This window comes from Pseudomonas sp. BN607, from assembly GCF_029871175.1.
Classification (GTDB): domain Bacteria; phylum Pseudomonadota; class Gammaproteobacteria; order Pseudomonadales; family Pseudomonadaceae; genus Aquipseudomonas.
This window is the reverse complement of record NZ_SSOE01000063.1, coordinates 223,405-238,756: the sequence shown is the minus strand read 5'-3', so window position 1 is coordinate 238,756 and position 15,352 is coordinate 223,405. Positions and strand designations below refer to the sequence as shown.

14 protein-coding genes are annotated in these 15,352 nt (G+C 61.2%); 2 read left to right on the top strand and 12 right to left on the bottom strand.

Annotated elements, in window-relative coordinates; genetic code table 11:
- Positions 1–362 precede the first annotated feature (362 nt).
- The 9 genes from msrQ to mrcB all read right to left on the bottom strand — a co-directional run bounded on the left by msrQ (position 363) and on the right by mrcB (position 10,240).
- Positions 363–974 carry a protein-methionine-sulfoxide reductase heme-binding subunit MsrQ gene (gene msrQ / locus E8E68_RS20940; RefSeq protein WP_280344349.1) on the bottom strand — a complete coding sequence of 204 codons (612 nt, stop codon included), beginning with the start codon at positions 972–974 and terminating at the stop codon, positions 363–365.
- Positions 974–1,987: a protein-methionine-sulfoxide reductase catalytic subunit MsrP gene (gene msrP, locus E8E68_RS20935; RefSeq protein WP_280344346.1), complete on the bottom strand. Its 1,014-nt coding sequence runs from the start codon at positions 1,985–1,987 to the stop codon at positions 974–976. Before msrP ends, msrQ begins: the two co-directional genes overlap by 1 nt.
- A gap of 79 nt (positions 1,988–2,066) precedes the next feature.
- Positions 2,067–2,918 carry a CDP-diacylglycerol--serine O-phosphatidyltransferase gene (gene pssA, locus E8E68_RS20930; protein WP_201199954.1) on the bottom strand — a complete coding sequence of 284 codons (852 nt, stop codon included), beginning with the start codon at positions 2,916–2,918 and terminating at the stop codon, positions 2,067–2,069.
- A gap of 150 nt (positions 2,919–3,068) precedes the next feature.
- Positions 3,069–4,085, bottom strand: coding sequence for a ketol-acid reductoisomerase (gene ilvC, locus E8E68_RS20925; RefSeq protein WP_056795202.1), 1,017 nt, complete (start codon positions 4,083–4,085; stop codon positions 3,069–3,071).
- 56 nt (positions 4,086–4,141) lie between these two features.
- Positions 4,142–4,633 carry an acetolactate synthase small subunit gene (gene ilvN / locus E8E68_RS20920; protein ID WP_003250040.1) on the bottom strand — a complete coding sequence of 164 codons (492 nt, stop codon included), beginning with the start codon at positions 4,631–4,633 and terminating at the stop codon, positions 4,142–4,144.
- Between the two features lies 1 nt (position 4,634).
- On the bottom strand, positions 4,635–6,359 hold the full coding sequence (locus E8E68_RS20915) for an acetolactate synthase 3 large subunit (protein ID WP_110746234.1): 1,725 nt from the start codon (positions 6,357–6,359) through the stop codon (positions 4,635–4,637).
- Positions 6,360–6,767: 408 nt separating this feature from the next.
- The gene (locus E8E68_RS20910; RefSeq protein ID WP_110746225.1) at positions 6,768–7,100 is read right to left on the bottom strand and encodes a YqcC family protein; all 333 of its coding nucleotides are present in this window, start codon (positions 7,098–7,100) and stop codon (positions 6,768–6,770) included.
- Positions 7,100–7,903 carry a tetratricopeptide repeat protein gene (locus tag E8E68_RS20905; protein WP_110746223.1) on the bottom strand — a complete coding sequence of 268 codons (804 nt, stop codon included), beginning with the start codon at positions 7,901–7,903 and terminating at the stop codon, positions 7,100–7,102. The genes E8E68_RS20910 and E8E68_RS20905 overlap by 1 nt, the downstream gene beginning before the upstream one ends.
- 15 nt (positions 7,904–7,918) lie before the next feature.
- Entirely contained in the window at positions 7,919–10,240 is a 2,322-nt protein-coding gene (gene mrcB, locus E8E68_RS20900) for a penicillin-binding protein 1B (protein WP_266031306.1), read from the bottom strand.
- A 115-nt stretch (positions 10,241–10,355) separates the two neighbouring features.
- On the opposite strand from mrcB, the gene E8E68_RS20895 reads away from it, so the two are divergent.
- Together E8E68_RS20895 and E8E68_RS20890 are read left to right on the top strand one after the other, a co-directional pair.
- Positions 10,356–11,918 carry a bifunctional aminoglycoside phosphotransferase/ATP-binding protein gene (locus E8E68_RS20895; RefSeq protein WP_110746219.1) on the top strand — a complete coding sequence of 521 codons (1,563 nt, stop codon included), beginning with the start codon at positions 10,356–10,358 and terminating at the stop codon, positions 11,916–11,918.
- Positions 11,919–12,163: 245 nt separating this feature from the next.
- Complete coding sequence (locus tag E8E68_RS20890; protein WP_110746216.1) at positions 12,164–12,442, top strand: TfoX/Sxy family protein; 279 nt, start codon at positions 12,164–12,166, stop codon at positions 12,440–12,442.
- Positions 12,443–12,623: 181 nt separating this feature from the next.
- Here E8E68_RS20890 and E8E68_RS20885 read toward each other — a convergent pair whose 3' ends face one another.
- From E8E68_RS20885 to E8E68_RS20875, 3 genes are read right to left on the bottom strand one after another with little or no spacing between them, the layout of a single operon-like run.
- Positions 12,624–13,508: a ChaN family lipoprotein gene (locus E8E68_RS20885; protein WP_266031303.1), complete on the bottom strand. Its 885-nt coding sequence runs from the start codon at positions 13,506–13,508 to the stop codon at positions 12,624–12,626.
- 51 nt (positions 13,509–13,559) lie between these two features.
- Positions 13,560–14,327 (bottom strand): heme ABC transporter ATP-binding protein, encoded by a 768-nt coding sequence (locus E8E68_RS20880; RefSeq protein WP_266031301.1) that lies wholly within the window; start codon positions 14,325–14,327, stop codon positions 13,560–13,562.
- Positions 14,327–15,310, bottom strand: coding sequence for an iron ABC transporter permease (locus E8E68_RS20875; RefSeq protein WP_266031318.1), 984 nt, complete (start codon positions 15,308–15,310; stop codon positions 14,327–14,329). Before E8E68_RS20875 ends, E8E68_RS20880 begins: the two co-directional genes overlap by 1 nt.
- Positions 15,311–15,352 lie beyond the last annotated feature (42 nt).

The following is a 15,352-nucleotide window of genomic DNA, read 5'->3' as shown; positions in this document are numbered from 1 at the left end:
TTGAAAGCGCTGTCAACCATCATCTCAACCGCTGGCGATCATTAGATCGTAGCCCTTACAGCACCTTCCGAATCGCCTAACTCATTGAATCTCAAGGAGTTTGTCGTTCCGTTGTCGCTGGAAGTGGGGCGCATTATAAGGGGATTCGAAAGGCCGTCAACCTTTAATTTCATTTATTTGAAATATTCCAGGGGGAAGACCGTATCAAGGCTACCAGGTGGTCGCCACAACACATTCAGCGCCTGTGAGACCGAGCGCCGCCCGCGCGGCGCTCGATCTTACAGACGCCAGAGAAACAAAGGCGGGCACCCTCTACAGCCATTGCTATCTCAAGACAGGACCTTGGCAGCCCCACCCCAGTCTCAAACCGCCCTACCCTGCTTCCTGGCAGCCCTGGGAAGAGCCCGCGTTACAGCAGGTATCCGCAATACCATCAACACAACCCCAATAGACGCATAGATCGCCCATTCCCGAAGGTCCGAACGCACGATCCACAGGAAATGCAGCAAGCCCAACCCAAGCACTGCATACACCAGCCTGTGCAGCTTCTTCCACCGCGCACCCAGCCGCCGTTGGCTGTAACGGTTCGAGGTGACCGCCAACACCAGCAAACCCAGGAACCCCAGCGCCCCCACAATAATGTAGGGGCGCTTGCGCAGCTCCACCGCCAACTGCCCCCAATCCAACCCTAGAATGAAAAACAGATAAGCCAGAATGTGCAGCACTATATAGGCGAACACCCATAACCCCAGCTGCCGGCGAACCACGATCCAGCCAGACCAACCCGTCAGCTTCTGCAGCGGCGTCATGCTCAAGGTCACCAACAGGAAGGTAAGCGCCCCAAGCCCAAGGCGATCCATCACGATCTTCCCGGGATCAGGCCCCAGCAAGTTCATCGCCGCTTCATATAGCCACCACACCGGGAACAGGCAGCCGACAATGAAGATGGCCAGGCGAAACCAGGGATAACGCATCAATAGTTCTTCCGCAGATCAAGCCCCGTATACAGCGACGCCACTTCATCGGCGTAGCCATTGAACATCTGTGTTTCCCGCACATTCGGACTGAACAACCCGCTTGGCAAGCGCCGCTCGCGCGCCTGGCTCCAGCGTGGGTGGTCGACGGTCGGGTTCACGTTGGCATAGAAGCCATACTCATCCGGCGCCAGGCCTTCCCAGGTAGTACCAGGCTGCTCGGCCACCAGACTGATGCGCACGATCGACTTGATGCTCTTGAAGCCGTACTTCCATGGCACCACCAAGCGCAGCGGCGCGCCATTCTGATTAGGCAGTTCCCGGCCATACATACCCACAGCAAGAATAGCCAACGGATGCATCGCCTCATCCAGACGCAGCCCTTCTCTATAAGGCCAATCGATCAGAGCAAACCCAGAGCGTTGCCCTGGCATATGTTCGGGGTCTTTCAAGGTTTCGAAACGCACATATCGCGCCTTGGCAGTCGGCTCGACCTGCTTGAGCACGTGTGCCAAGGGAAACCCTAGCCACGGAATGACCATCGACCACGCTTCGACGCAACGCAACCGATAGATACGCTCTTCAAGCTGATAAGGTTTGACGAAGTCTTCAAGCGCATAGCGCCCAGGCTTGCCTACTTCACCGTCCACAACAATCGACCACGGCTCGGTTTTCAGGCTGTCGCCATTGGCAGCCGGGTCGCCCTTGTCGGGCCCAAACTCATAGAAGTTGTTGTAATGAGTGGCATCCTTGAACGGCGTGATCGCCTCGCCCTTCACTGTTACTGCCTGCCACTGGGTGGCTGCCAGCTTTTCGCTGAACCAGCCAGGCGCCTTGCCAGCCTCGACATCGGCATAACGGCTGGCTTCGGCCGCACGCCCGACACCGGGCAAAGCGCCCAGAGCCAGACCGGCGAACGAACCACCCAGCAGAGTACGACGGGAAAGATAGACGCCTTCGGGGGTGATCTCCGATGCCTTGCACTCGGAGGATCTGGGAAGCTTGATGAGCATGGGCGGCTCCACAGCACTGGATAACGGATGTACCAGTATGACTATGGAGCCGGAAGGTTATTCCAGCGTTAAGCGATTTTCACGCTTTGCGCCGGCGCGCCTTGAGCAGGAACTGGATCGGCCCCGATGCGGCGTAGGCAAGGAAGATCAGCAACAGGATGCGCGGCGGGTCGCTGAACACCACGGCAAACACCAGCACCACGGCCAGGATCGCCACGAACGGCACGCGGCCTTTCAGGTCCAGCTCCTTGAAGCTGTTGTACTTGATGTTGCTGACCATCAGCATGCCAGCAGCAGCTACCAGCAGCGCGACCAGGAACGACAGCTTGGAACCCTGGATACCGTAGTCGCTGAACGCCCAGACGGTACCTGCCACCACACCCGCGGCAGCCGGGCTGGCCAGGCCGATGAAGTAGCGCTTGTCGGCGGTGCCGACCTGGGTATTGAAGCGTGCCAGGCGCAAGGCCGCACCGGCTACATAGATGAAGGCGACCATCCAGCCGACCTTGCCCATGTCGCCCAGCGCCCAGCCGAAGGCCAGCAAGGCCGGGGCCACGCCGAAGGCGACCATGTCCGACAGCGAGTCGTACTCGGCACCGAACGCGCTCTGGGTGTTCGTCATACGCGCGACGCGGCCGTCCAGGCCATCGAGCACCATGGCCACAAAGATGGCGATCGCGGCAAAGGCGAAGTACTTGCTCGCCTCGCGCGGGTCACCGGCACTCAGGGCGCTCTGCGCGCTCATGGAGCTGATGATGGAATAAAAGCCGGCAAACAGGTTGGCGGTGGTAAACAGGTTGGGCAGCAGGTAAATGCCGCGATGGCGCACCTTGCGGCCTTCAGCGTCATGCCCTTCTTCAACGTGCTCATCAATAGGTAGCAGGCTTTCGGCGTCGGAGGGCTTGTTCGGCTCTTCGGGACGTTCGCTCATGGAGGGTACCTTGCAACAGGATGGAAAATGTTCGACACGGGCCCGCGAAACAGGTTCTAACGGCAGGCCACTGGTCTGCTTTATACCAGAAGCTGGCTGCCAGAACGAAAAAACGCGGCCGAAGCCGCGTTTTTCATGTTGCGATACTACTTAGTTCTTGGCTTTGTCGACGATCTTGTTCGCCGAGATCCAAGGCATCATCGAGCGCAGTTGCTCACCGATGATCTCGATGCCGTGCGAAGCGTTGTTACGACGCTTGGCGGTCATCGATGGGTAGTTGGTAGCACCTTCGGAGATGAACATCTTCGCGTACTCGCCGTCCTGGATGCGCTTCAGAGCGTTGCGCATGGCCTTGCGGGATTCTTCGTTGATGACTTCCGGACCGGTGACGTACTCACCGTACTCGGCGTTGTTGGAGATCGAGTAGTTCATGTTGGCGATACCGCCTTCGTACATGAGGTCAACGATCAGCTTCAGCTCGTGCAGGCACTCGAAGTAGGCCATTTCCGGCGCGTAGCCAGCTTCAACCAGGGTCTCGAAACCGGCTTTGACCAGCTCGACGGTACCGCCGCACAGAACGGCCTGCTCACCGAACAGGTCGGTTTCGGTCTCGTCCTTGAAGGTAGTTTCGATGATGCCGGTACGGCCGCCACCCACGCCAGCAGCGTAGGACAGCGCAACGTTCTTGGCGTTGCCCGAAGCGTCCTGGTAGATGGCGATCAGGTCAGGGATGCCGCCGCCTTTGACGAACTCGGAGCGAACGGTGTGGCCCGGGGCTTTCGGCGCGATCATGATCACGTCGAGGTCGGCACGCGGAACAACCTGGTTGTAGTGGATCGAGAAGCCGTGGGAGAAGGCCAGGGTAGCGCCCTTCTTGATGTTCGGCTCGATTTCGTTCTTGTACAGCGCGCCCTGGAACTCGTCCGGGGTCAGGATCATCACCAGGTCAGCCGCAGCGACAGCGGTAGCAACATCGGCAACTTTCAGGCCGTGGGCTTCAGCCTTGGCAACGGTAGCCGAACCTTTACGCAGACCGACGGTAACGTCTACACCGGAGTCTTTCAGGTTGCACGCTTGAGCGTGGCCCTGGGAGCCGTAACCGATGATGGCGACTTTCTTGCCCTGGATGATGGAAAGGTCGCAGTCTTTATCGTAGAAAACTTTCATGAAAATACCCCTGGTTATATCTCGGCCCCCTGCGGAGCCATCGCTAATTTTTGAATTTAGATGCTGAGCACTTTGTCGCCACGGGCAATGCCGGTAACGCCGCTGCGCACGGTTTCGAGAATCGATGCAGTGCCGATCGCCTGGATGAAGCTGTCCAGTTTGTCGCTGGTGCCGCTCAGCTGTACGGTGTACACGCTGGCGGTAACATCGACGATCTGGCCACGGAAGATATCCGTGGTGCGCTTGATCTCGGCGCGCTGGGCACCGGTGGCCTTGACCTTGACCAGCATCAGTTCACGCTCGATGTGAGCGCTTTCCGACAGGTCGACAAGCTTGACCACTTCGACCAGCTTGTTCAGGTTCTTGGTGATCTGTTCGATCACTTCATCATGGCCAACGGTGGTCAGCGTCAGACGCGACAGGGTCGGGTCTTCGGTCGGCGCCACAGTCAGGCTTTCAATGTTGTAGTTGCGCTGGGAGAACAGGCCGACCACACGGGACAGAGCACCGGGTTCGTTTTCCAGCAGCAGGGAAATGATATGCCGCATATCAGGTACGCTCCGTCTTGCTCAGCCACATGTCACGCATCGAGCCATCCTTGATCTGCATCGGATAGACGTGCTCACTGCGGTCAACCGCGATGTCGATGAATACCAAGCGGTCTTTCATCGCAAACGCTTCTTCCAGCTTCGGCTTGAGGTCCTTCAGGCTGGTGATGCGGATACCCACATGGCCATAGGCCTCCGCCAGCTTGATGAAGTCAGGCAACGACTCGACGTACGAGTGCGAGTGACGACCGTTGTAGGCCATGTCCTGCCACTGGCGGACCATACCCAACACACCGTTGTTGAGGTTGACGATTTTCACCGGCAGGCCGTACTGCATGCAGGTGGACAGCTCCTGGATGTTCATCTGGATGCTGCCTTCGCCAGTCACACAGGCCACGTCCTGGTCCGGGAAGTTGAGCTTGACGCCCATCGCCGCCGGGAAGCCGAAGCCCATGGTGCCCAGGCCACCGGAGTTGATCCAGCGGTTCGGCTTGTTGAAGCGGTAGTACTGCGCCGCGAACATCTGGTGCTGGCCGACGTCGGAGGTGACGAAGGCGTCGCCATTGGTCACTTCGCACAGGGTCTCGATGACTTTCTGCGGTTTGATGACGTTGCCGTCGCCCTTGTCGTAAGGGAACAGTTCGCCATTGCCGCGCCATTCGTCGATCTGCTTCCACCAGGCATCCAGCGCCGCCTTGTCAGGCTGCTCGCCGATTTCCTTGAGAATGCCGAGCATTTCGCTGAGCACGCTGTCGACCGGGCCGACGATCGGCACGTCGGCCTTGATCATCTTGGAGATCGACGCGGGGTCGATGTCGACGTGGATGATCTTGGCGTTCGGGCAGAACTTGGCCGGGCCGTTGACCACACGGTCGTCAAAGCGCGCACCGACGGCGAAGATCACGTCGGCATTGTGCATGGCCATGTTGGCGGTGTAGCTGCCATGCATGCCGAGCATGCCAACGAACTGGCGATCGGTACCCGGGAAGCAACCCAGCCCCATCAGGGTGTTGGTGACGGGCAGGTTCAGCGACTTGGCGATTTCGGTCAGGGCTTCGGAGCCACCGCCGAGGATCACGCCACCACCGGCATAAACGATCGGGCGCTTGGCAGCCAGAAGCATCTCGGCAGCTTTGCGGATCTGGCCGGAGTGGCCACGGACCGCTGGGCTGTAGGAGCGCAGCTTGACCTTTTTCGGGTAGACGTATTCGAACTTCTCAGCCGGGTTGGTCATGTCTTTTGGAATGTCGACCACGACTGGACCTGGGCGACCGGATTGCGCCAGGTAGAAAGCTTTTTTCAGAACTTCAGGGATCTCGGTGGGGTTCTTGATCATGAAGCTGTGCTTCACGATCGGCCGCGAGATACCGATCATGTCGGTTTCCTGGAAGGCATCGGTACCTACCATGGTGCTAGGCACCTGGCCGGACAGGATGACCATCGGAATCGAGTCCATGTAGGCAGTGGCAATGCCGGTAATGGCATTGGTCGCGCCTGGGCCGGAGGTTACCAGCACCACACCGGCCTTGCCGGTGGCGCGGGCGTAGCCGTCCGCCATATGGGTTGCCGCCTGCTCGTGACGAACCAGGATGTGTTCCACTTCCGGTTCTTTGAACAGGGCGTCGTAAACATGCAGGAGAGCACCACCAGGGTACCCGTAGATGTGCTTAACGCCTTCGTCACGCAAGAAGCGGACGACCATCTCAGCGCCAGATAAAAGCTCCACGTTGTTCACCTCTAAAACGCCAGAATACCGCCCTCACTAGGCGGGTCTTAATAGGTTTACTGCCAAGCAGAGCATGAGCGAACGTCAGCACTGACTGAGCAAGTATTGGGAGCACCCCTGAGTGTTGCGGGGTTTTCCCACCCAGCGCGAGGTAACGCGTTGCGGGGTGTAACAGGTCGGCGCGGGTGTGCGCCTCATGATCTGCCTAGCGGGTCTGCTTCTGGCAGTCCCTCTAAAGCGGAAGTTGGATTCTTGTGATTCGGCGCCAACAAGTCAAGAAAAATTATTGCCAATTTTTCCCCAAGATGAATTCCCGCCACCACTAAAAATCGCTTCAGCAGCAGAATTAATAAGATTTCCATAAAAAAGGGCCACAATCTGCGGCCCTTGAAGGAAAAACTGAAGAAATCAGGCGGAAGGAGCGATCAATTGGTCAAAAGCTGCCAACAGGCGGCGTAGCTCACGACTTTGCTCCGGCCGGTCGGCAAACACCGTTTCAGCCATGACCAGGATGCTGGAGGCGTTGGGCAGCGGCTGACCGAGTTCGATGATGATCTTCATGCGCTGCAGGAAGATCCATTGCAGCCATTGCTCGAACCGCAGGGTATCAACGGCGAACGGAATGGTACTGGCCAGCGCTTCGTCGCTTGGCGGCTCGGCATCCCACCAGCCTTGCACCTGCAACTCACGCTCGATCAGCAGCAGGTGGTCGGCAATATCAAGAATACGTTGCTCGATCATCACGAATTGACCCGCGCCTTTTGGCGGGCCAGTGCGGCGCCAGCGCTGTCACCCTGCTTTTCGCGGGCCTGGGCGATGGTATTCCACAGCTCGGCCTGCAGGCTCGGGCGACCGTTGGCATACGTCAGCGCACGGCGCGCCAGCTGCTCGGCCTGCGGCGCATCCCCTTGCGACAGGCGCACCTGGGCCAGGCGGTACAGCACCTGCGGTTCGCGCGGAGCGATACGCTGGGCACGCTCCAGGCTGGAAGCGGCACCGTTGAAGTCACCGCTGCCCTGCTGGGTTTGCGCGGTGGTCAGCAGTGCCAGCACCGGGCCGTCGAGTTGCTCATCAGCCGACAGCCCCCCGGCAGCAGTGCCACTGCGCGGAATACCGGTTGGCGCGCTGCTGCTTGGCGAAGAGCCATTCATCGCGGCGATGTCGAACGGTTCATCGGAAACGGGGTTCGGGTCGGTGGTCATCGGCGCCGAAGTTGCCGGGCCCGGGGTAATCGGGCCTGGAGTGATCGGCGACGTACTGATCGGTGCCGCGCCATTGGCTGCCGGGAAGGTCTGGATGCCTGCAGCGCCAGCGCCCTGCGGAATCATCACGGTGACACCGGAATCTTCTGGCAGGGACTGCGCCTGGGCGGTGCCGTTATTCATGCCGGCGACTGGGGCACGGGCCTGGACACGCTCGCTATTGGACACGCGGGTGCTCGAATCGACCACCGGAATATTGCCGCGCGGGACGCTGGAGCACCCCTGGAGCACAGCCAGCGCCGTCACGGCAGGAAACAGCCACTTGTTCACTTCACACCTCATCAATGCAGCCTGTGCTTAATTCATCCAGCCCTTGACCCAGTCCATGACCGATTCGGCTGGATTCTGCTCGCCGCCACAGGTGGCGCCGGCGGGCGGTTCACTGCCGCGAATATACGGCATCTGCACCGCTCCCGGACAGCTACCGTCAGACCCATGGCCACTGTAGGGGTCGATCCAGGCCTGCACCACGTTGTCCGGCTGCGGCATGTCCAGCGGCAGCGGGTCGGCTTTCTTCATGAAGCTGGTCCACACCTGCAAGGCACCGGTGGCACCGGTAAACGGCGTCTTGCCGTTATCGTCACGGCCCATCCACACCACCGCCAGCAGGTCCTGGCTGAAGCCGGAGAACCAGCTGTCGCGGGAGTCGTTACTGGTGCCGGTCTTACCCGCCAAGGTCAGCGAGCGCGGCAAAGTGTTGTACACCGAGCGCCCGGTACCCTCGCGCATCACCCGCTGCATGGCGTTCTGCACCAGGTAGATGGCGCCCGGGTCGAAGGTTTGCTGGATCTGGAACGGGTAGCGCTTGAGCGGCTCACCTTCGGCAGTCAGGACACTGCGAATACCGCGCATTGGCGTATTGAAGCCGCCATTGGCGATGGTCTGGTACATGGTCGCGACCTGCATCGGCGACATGCCGCCGGCACCCAGCAGCATGGCCGGGAAGGCTGGCCAGTCGACATTCACCCCCAGCCGGCCGATGGTCTTGATGACGTTAGGCACGCCCACTTCCAGGCCGATCTTGGCGGTCGACAGGTTGTAGGAGTTGGCCAGCCCTTGGTACAGGTAGATGGTGCCATGCGGGCGGCGGTCATAGTTTTGCGGGCGCCACACCTGGCCATCGCCACCTTTGACCGAGAACGGCTCATCCTGCACCCAGCTGGTCAGGGTGTACTTGCTCGGCTGCTCCAGCGCGGTCAAATACACGGCCGGCTTGACCAGCGAGCCAATCGGCCGCGACGCGTCGATGGCCCGGTTGAAGCCTGCAAAGCCCGCCTGGCGGCTACCGATCAGCGCCTGAACCTCGCCGGTTTCCGGGTTGGTCACGACCATTGCCGATTCCACCTCGTCAGCGCCCTTGCGACCTGCCAGGCGCTTGAAGGTCTCGCTCATCGAGGTTTCGGCCTTCATCTGCAGGATCGGGTCGAAGCTGGTGAAGATGCGCAGGCCTTCTTCGGTCAAGTCTTCATCGCGGTAGTCCTGGCGCAGCTGACGCTTGACCAGGTCGAGGAAGGCCGGGAACGAACTGTCGGCCAGGCTGCCGCGCTTGGTCACGCCCAGCGGCATCTTCTTCGCCGCATCGACTTCGGCCTGGCTGGCCACACCCTGCTCGGCCACCAGGTCGAGTACCAGGTTGCGGCGCGCCAGGGCGCGATCAGGGTAACGCCGAGGGTTGTAGTAGGACGGGCCTTTGACCATGCCCACCAGCAGGGCGATCTGGTGCAGTTTCAGCTCCGATAGTGGCTGGCTGAAGAAGAACTGGCTGGCCAGGCCGAAACCGTGCACGGCACGCTGGCCGTCCTGACCGACGAACACCTCGTTGAGGTAGGCCTCAAGGATTTCGCGCTTGTCGTAATGCAGCTCGAGCAGCATCGCCATCATGGCCTCGGTCAGCTTGCGGCTGAGGCTGCGCTCGCTGCTGAGGTAGAAGTTCTTCACCAACTGCTGGGTGAGGGTACTGCCGCCCTGGCGCATCGAGCCCGATGAGGTGTTGACCCACATGGCGCGGGCGATGGACTTGGGCGACACGCCGTGGTGGCTGTAGAAGTCACGGTCTTCCGTGGCCACCAGGGTTTCGAGCAGGTACTTGGGCACCTGGTCGATCTTGATCAGAATGCGGTCTTCAAGGTTTTTCGGGTAAATGCCGCCGATCATCAGCGGCTCCAGGCGCACCACGTCGAGCGCCTTGCCGTTGGCCCCGGAAAGGCCGGCCACGTAATCGCCAGAGAACCGCACTCGCACGAACTGCGCCGGTTCCATGCCCTCGTAGAACTGGAAGCCACGGGTATTGAGGTCGACGGTATTGCCGTTGATCGATGCAGCACCCGGGCCGTTGGCCGCGCTTTCGCGGCGGTAACCGAGCGCATCGAGTTCGGTGAGGAAGTCGTTCTTGCTCAGCTTCTGGCCGGTGAACAGCTCCAGCGGCCGGGCATACACCTTGGCGGGGATGGTCCAGCGCTTGCCGGAGAACTTCTCCTGCACGACAGCATCGAGGTAAACCGCGAAGCCGGCAACGATCACCAAGCCTACCAGGCTGAGCTTCAAAGCCCAGCCCAGCCAGGCGCGGGAGCGGCCGGTCGGGCGTTTCTGAGGAGTACGGGAATTTCGGGTTCGGGTCATGGCGGCGGATTATACGCACTTTATAAAGGCTGGGCAGACGGCCCGGCGGTAGGCAGGGACGGCACCATTGACCATAATGGCGCATTCGAATTCCCTGCCCCCGGAAGGATTTGCCGTGAGCCAAGCTCTTATCACTGCGTTGCAGAACCCAGCCCTGTACCCCCACCCCGTGGATGGGTTCCAGCTCATCGAGACGCATATCTCCTGGGTCCTGCTCACTGGCGAGTACGCCTACAAGATCAAGAAACCGATGAACTTCGGCTTCCTCGACTTCACCGAACTGGGCCAGCGCCAGCATTTCTGTAACGAAGAGTTGCGCCTGAACCAGCGCCTGACCGAAGGCCTGTACCTGGACGTATTGCCGATCACCGGTAGCGCCGACACGCCGCAGCTGGGTGGCGAAGGCGAAGCCATCGAATATGCATTGAAGATGCGCCAGTTCCCGCAGGGGCAGATGCTCAGCACCCTGCAGGCCAATGGCGAGTTGAATGCCACGCACATCGACCAGATGGCCCGGCAGATCGCCGAGTTCCACCTGCAAACCCCCAAGGTATCTGCCGAGCAGCCCTATGGCTCGCCTGAAAGCGTCATGGCCCCGGTCGAGCAGAACTTCGAGCAGATCCGCCCATTCCTCAGCGACAAGGCCGACCTGCTGCAACTGGACAACCTGCAGGCTTGGGCGCGAAGCAGTTTCGAGCGGCTGCAAGGCCTGTTCGCCTCGCGCAAGGCCAATGGCTTCACCCGCGAGTGCCACGGCGACATCCACCTGGGCAACGCTACCCTGATCAACGGCCAGGTGGTGATCTTCGACTGCATCGAGTTCAACGAACCGTTCCGCATGACCGATGTCTGGGCCGACACCGGCTTCCTTGCCATGGACCTGGAGGATCGAGGCCTCAAGTGCCTGGCACGCCGTTTCATCAGCCAGTACCTCGAGCTGACCGGCGATTATGAAGGCCTGGAAGTGCTCAACTTCTACAAAGCCTACCGGGCCCTGGTACGGGCCAAGGTCGCGCTCTTCAGCATGCCGGCCAATGCCGATGGCGTGCAACGTGCCACCACCCTGCGCACCTACCGCAATTACGCCAATCTGGCGGAGAGCTACAGCGCCATACCGTCGCGCCTGCTGGCCATCACCCACGGCGTTTCGGCGGTGGGCAAAAGCCACGTGGCCATGCGCATGGTCGAGGCCCTGGGTGCGGTGCGCGTGCGTTCGGACGTTGAGCGCAAGCGCCTGTTCGGCGAACAGCAGCAAGCCGACGCTGGCCACTTGAGCACTGGCATCTACGACCAGGACGCCAGCGCCGCTACCTACCAGCGCCTGCACGAAATAGCCGCAACCGTGCTGCAGGCTGGCTTCCCGGTGGTACTGGATGCCACCTACCTCAAGCGGGAGCAGCGCCAGGCCGCAGCAGACGTCGCCAGCCAGACTGGAGTGCCATTCCTGATTCTCGACTGCCACGCGCCGGATGCAGTGATCGCCAGTTGGCTGGAGCAGCGCCAGGCCGAGAACAGCGACCCGTCGGACGCTACCCTGGACGTGGTCAAGGCCCAACAGGCCAGCCGCGAGGCGCTGGATGCACAGGAGCTGGTGCAGAGCACCCCGGTCGACACCCAGACTGCTGGCAGCATGGACCAGGTGATCGAGCAGATTCGCCAGCGTTTGCCAGGCCTGTAAGTTCATCGTTTCCCTGCAGTGGCCGCTTCGCGGATAAACCCGCTCCCACAGGTACTACGCCAACCTTGAGGCTTGTAGACCAGTTTGTGAGAGCGGGCTCACCCGCGAAGGGGTCGGCACAGTGAGCGGCAGCTCATCGCCCCGATGGCAAAAGGCCGCGCATTTCATATCCCCCGCTACACTCCTCTCTGACCTGCTCGCGATTTATCTCCCCATGACCCGTTCAGCCATCGCAAGGAGGCTCGATGAACGATGAATTGCAGCATCTGAAGAACCTTGGCAAGACCTCTGCGCAGTGGCTGCATGCAGCCGGCATCCACAGCGCATCGGATTTGCGTCGCCTGGGCGCGGTGGGTGCATACCAGGCCGTGAAGACACGAGGGTTTCGCGCATCGAAGGTGCTGTTGTATGCCATTGAGGGCGCCCTGCTGGACATGCACTGGAACGATTTGCCACTCGAACGCAAAGAAGCACTCAACCAACAGCTGGATGCAAAAAGCCCTGCACAAAAAAATCCAAAATAATCGAGAAAAGGGGATTGACGGCTAAATGAGAATTGTTATGATTATCACAACTGGTCGCGAGACTGGTTGGATAACCTAAGAGCCCCTGGTTCGGACTCTCAGATTATCTCCTCATCAGGCTAATCACGGTTATTGACCCGGCAATTTGCCGGGTCTTTTTTTGCCTGGCGTTCGGTACGTCTTATCGCTTCAGTTGAGCGCAGTAATCCTGCTCCGGCATCGCCGCGGTGTACCACACGTAGTCGGCTTGCCCTGCTTCAACCCGTTCACCCACTTCAGCCAGCAACAGCACCTTGCTCTCACCCTGCGCGCCCAGATCACTCAGGTGCAACGGCACCCCCAGGTCCTTGCGCACGTGGTAGGCCCCGGCAAACAGCAACGCCGGTAGCGGCGCCGCCAACAAGCGCTCGGCCATGCGTCGGTCCCGCTGCTGTTGCACGGCCAGCATCGCTGGTAACTGGCTTTCTGGCAGCATCCCGCAATGCCCGGCGCGCACCTGCTCCAGCAGAATCGCTTTCACGTTCGCAGCATTGGACTTTTCGCCCGGCAACGGCGCCGGTTGCCGATAAGCCTGGCGCATCTCGCCTGGCGAAAGGTTGGCGGCCAGCAGGGGTACCTGCTGGTGCAGGGCTTCACGCACGATCGGCCCGTACAACTGCCAATCCCAACCCTCCTGCCAGGCCAGTGCTTTGGGCACGTCTGCCGGCAAAGGCTGCCCCGCAAGCTTTTCCACCAGCGGCTGTTGTTCAGGTTGCAGCATCTCAAGCAACAGGCTGCCTTGGGTACGCTGGCTATTCAGGGCGCGCAGCAACCACAGTTGCAGCGCGTGATGGTCGGGGTTGTCGTGCTTTTCGCCGACCAGCACTCGCGGGACGACAGCCAGGCGCTGCACCAATTGATCAGGGCTGATTACCTGCCCATTAGCGAGATCGACAATATGCCCCAGTTCGGCATCGGTGCGCCCTTCACTACTCTGCCAGGCAGGCAGCGGGGGCAGGCTGGCCTGGCAGCCGCCCAGCGCCAGCAGCAGGCACAGCGAAAAACCGGACAGCAGCGGGTGTCGCATTGGCATTTCCTCCATTGATGACCTGCACGGTTCCCAGCGGGCGCGCCAGCCTCAACGGGTGATGATCAGCGGATGACCCCGCTCCGGGTGCGCCTGCACCAGCACATCGATCCCGTAAACCGCCTTCAGCGCCGCCGGTGTCAACACGTGTTCAGGCGCGGCAAACACATGGCAGCGCCCCTGTTCCAGCAACAGGATACGGTCACAGTAGCGCGCCGCCAGGTTCAGGTCATGCAGGATCACCAGCACCGCAGCACCACGGTCGGCAAAGCGGCGCACCGCCTCCAGGGTGGTGTGCTGGTGCAGCGGGTCGAGCATCGAGGTGGGCTCGTCTAGCAGCAACGTCGAGCCCTCCTCTCCCGGCCACAACTGCGCCAGCACACGGGCCAGGTGGACCCGCTGTCGCTCGCCGCCGGACAATGCCAGGTAACTGCGTTCCAGCAGATGCCAGGCATCCGCCGCCTGCAAGGCCGCTTCGACAATTTCCGAATCGCGTCGCTGCCCGGTGCCATGAGGCATGCGCCCCATGGCTACCACTTCCTCGACCCTGAACGCAAAGCCCAGGCTGGACACCTGGGGCAGCACCGCCAGGCGCCTGGCCCGTTCCTGCCCTGCCCAGTCAAGCAGCGGGCGGCCTTGCAATGTCACCTGCCCACGATCGGGCGCCAACTCACCGCAAAGCACGCCCAGCAGGCTGCTCTTGCCGGCCCCGTTGGGGCCAAGCACACCCACAACCTGCCCTGGGTGCAACGCGAGGTGAATGTCATGCAATACCTCATTGCTTCCCCGCCGCAGGTGCAGACCCTCGACTTGCAACATCAACTGCGCCCTCGCATCAGCAGGAACAGAAAGAACGGCGCACCGATAAAGGCGGTGACGATCCCGATCGGCAGTTCGGCCGGTGCCAGCAGCAACCGCGCCGCCAGGTCGGCAAACAACATCAGTACGCCCCCGGCCATTAGCGAGGCTGGCAGTACCACGCGGTGATCCGGCCCGGCCAGCAGGCGCACCAGGTGTGGCACTACCAGGCCAATGAAGCCAATCAGCCCGGCAGCCGCCACAGCGGCGCCAACGCCCAGCGCCGTGCAGAACACCAGCTCACGCTTGAGCCGCTCCACATCGACCCCCAGGTGACGCGCTTCGGACTCCCCCAGCAGCAAGGCATTCAGCGCCTTGGCCCGGCGCGGCAGCCACACTGCAACGCCCGCCGCTACCAGCAACAATGGCCATAGCCGTTCATAACTGGCACCGTTGAGGCTGCCCAGGTTCCAGAAGGTAAGCGTGCGCAGGGTGGCGTCGTCGGCCAGGTAGGAGAACAACCCCACGGCCGCGCCGCCCAGCGCGGTCATCGCTACGCCAGCCAGCAGCATGGTGGCGACGTTGGTCTGCCCATCACGACGCCCAAGGCGGTAGACCAGCGCAGTTACACCCAGCCCGCCGACGAACGCGCAGAACGACAGCAGGTAGGGTGCGAAAACTTCCGGCATGCCGCCAAACCAGGCACCGCCGACAATAGCGACCGCGGCCCCCATCGCCGCACCAGCGGCCACCCCGACCAGACCGGGGTCGGCCAGTGGGTTGCGGAACAATCCCTGCATGGCCACCCCGGACAGCGCCAGCACCGCGCCCACCGCCAGCCCCAGCAAGGTACGCGGCAGGCGGATCTGGCCAAGAATCATCTCGGCCTGTTGCAGCCCGTCGGCGGCGATGGGCAAGCCCAACAGCCGCAAGCCCGCGCGCAGGGTATCGAACAGCGGCAAACTGACCGGCCCTAACGCCAGTGACAGCCACACCGCCAACAGGCATAGCAGGCTCAGGCAAATGAACAACGTTCGTGGCTGTAC